General features: G+C 69.7%; 1 protein-coding gene and 2 pseudogenes. 1 reads left to right on the plus strand and 2 read right to left on the minus strand.

The features are described 5' to 3' along the window. Positions 1-1,118, plus strand: a pseudogene (locus CVM52_RS27235) (DUF4384 domain-containing protein); the annotation flags it as partial. A 58-nt stretch (positions 1,119-1,176) separates the two neighbouring features. Here CVM52_RS27235 and CVM52_RS25270 read toward each other — a convergent pair. Both CVM52_RS25270 and CVM52_RS27240 read right to left on the minus strand, forming a co-directional pair. Continuing rightward, positions 1,177-1,899: a PP2C family protein-serine/threonine phosphatase gene (locus CVM52_RS25270; RefSeq protein ID WP_100165015.1), complete on the minus strand. Its 723-nt coding sequence runs from the start codon at positions 1,897-1,899 to the stop codon at positions 1,177-1,179. Further along, positions 1,896-2,292, minus strand: a pseudogene (locus tag CVM52_RS27240) (type VI secretion system-associated protein TagF); the annotation flags it as partial. The pseudogene CVM52_RS27240 and the gene CVM52_RS25270, both read right to left, overlap by 4 nt.

The raw sequence follows: 2,292 nt of genomic DNA on the forward strand, positions 1-2,292 counted from the left end.
GCCCGCGCCTGCCGGTGGCCGATCCCTATACGCTGGTGGTCGACAACCCCGAATCCGGCCCGCCCCGCGCGGTCGGGCACGTCCCCGACGCGGCGCTGCAATCCACACTTGCCAGCCTGATGGCCGACCGCTCCGGCAGCGCCGACCTGACCCTGGCCAGCGGCGCCATCGCGCCCAGCTGGGGCGCGGATGTGCTGGAGACCATCGGCCAGATCGACGATCTGGCGGAATGGTCCCTGACGCTCAGCGGCAATCGCGGCGACGTCACCGGCTGGACCAGCGACCGCGCGCTGCAGGAACGGCTGATGGCGGCGCTGGCCAGCGATCTGCCCGGCGCGCTGGAGGGCCGCGCCGAGATTGCCTATCGCCCGGTCTTCCTGGCCGCCGCCGCGCTTGCCCCCGCCCTGCAGACGCTGGAGGATTGCGGCCCGCTGACGCTGAAGGATGCGCCCGCCACCGGATACGGCCCCGACACCGCCGTCACCGTGACCGGGCGGGTGGCGGAAACCGCCACCCGCGTGCGGCTGTTTGATGCGCTGCGCGAGATCGCCGGAGCGCGCGATATCGTGCTCGATGTCGAGGTGCTGAACCCGACGCTGTGCCTGATCGAAAGCCACCTGCCCCAGGCCCCGGCCAGCGCCATCGACGTGGCCTTCACCGTCGGCGACCGGGACGAGCCGAATCCTTCGGGGCGGTTCTTTGTCGGCGAAAACCCGGTGATCGACGTGGTGCTGCCGCCGGATGTGACCGACGGCTTTCTCACCGTGTCGATCCTCGACGTGTCCGGCAACGTGTTCCACCTGCTGCCCAATCTCAACCGCGAGGACAATTCGGTGGCGGCCCTGCGCGACGGCCGGCAGGGCGAGGTGCGGATCCGCGTCGCCTATGACCTGCAGGAAGCCGCCGAAAACGGCGGGCTGGCCTTCCGCGTCGATGACAGCACCCTGGGCAAAAGCAAGGTGATCGTGCTGCATTCGGCCGAGCCGCTGTTCGACGGGCTGCGGCCCACCGCCGAAAGCGCTTCGGGCTATGCCCAGGCGCTGCAGGAATTTGCCGGGCGCAACGCCGCCAGCCTGCTGTCGCTGGACAGCCGCATCCTGGTGACCGCAACGCCCTGAGCCGGGCAAAACTATCCGGGATAGTTTTGCCAAGAGTTTCCCCGAAACTCTTGGCCCCCTACACTACGTCCACCACGATCACGGTGATGTTGTCGGCGCCGCCGCCGGTCAGCGCGATCTGCACCAGCTCGTCGGCGACCGTTTCGATCGGATAGCGCGCCAGCGCGCCGCGCAGGATGTTGAACGTGGCGTATTTGGTCAGCCCGTCCGAGCAGATCAGGAACCGGTCGCCGACGCGGATCTCGCCACGCACCTTGTCCAGTTCCAGTTCCTCCCCGACCCCGACCGCGCGGGTGATGGCATTGGCCTGCGGGTGCTGCTCGGCCTCGTCCCAGGTCATCTTGCCGGCGGCGACAAACTCGGCCACGGCGGAATGGTCGGTGGTCAGCAGCTCGATCTCGCCATCGCGCAGCCGGTAGATGCGGCTGTCGCCGGCCCAGAGGCCCAGGAAATGCCCGCCCGCGATCAGCAGCGCCGCCACCGTCGCGCCGATCACCCCGCGCCCGCGCGATTCGGCCTCCTGCACGATGATCCGGTGCGCCTGGGCGATCGCCTCGCGCAGGGCATGCATCCGCGCGGTCGGCTCCAGCCCGGCGGGAATCGTGGCGATGGAATCGGCAATCAGGCGGCTGGCGAAATCGCCGGCATCGTGGCCGCCCATGCCATCGGCCACCACCCAGATCGCATGGTCCGGCAACGCCAGCACCGCGTCCTCGTTGACCTTGCGCTTCAGCCCCACATGGGTGCGGGCATTGTACCGGAAAGGACTGTGTTCATTCATCGCGGCCGCGCCTCGCTCCAGACCGGCGCAGCCAGGTGAAACAGGCCCGCCGCGCCTGTCTCGTCGGGCAAACCGTCGCAAATCATCACCCTCGGCACCTCGTTGACCACCGCGCTCCAGACGCTGGGCACGGCATACCGGTCCGCCAGCAACCCGGCGGCCAATTCGGGCAGGATACCGCCCGGCGCGGCCTCTGTCAGGACCAGCGTGCGCCCGGCAAAGCGGATCGGCGCCGCGCTGCGCAAATCCGGCACCGGCAGCGCCGCCAGCCGCTGTTGCAGATCCTGCGGCGTCACCGTCTCCTCCAGCGCCGCCAGCGCCAGGTCTTCCAGCCGCGCAAACAGCGCCGCCTCGCTGAAATGGTCCAGCGGCGCCGCGCCGGGCGTCACCACC

It is taken from the genome of Pseudooceanicola lipolyticus, from assembly GCF_002786325.1.
Taxonomy (GTDB): Bacteria; Pseudomonadota; Alphaproteobacteria; order Rhodobacterales; family Rhodobacteraceae; genus Pseudooceanicola_C; species Pseudooceanicola_C lipolyticus.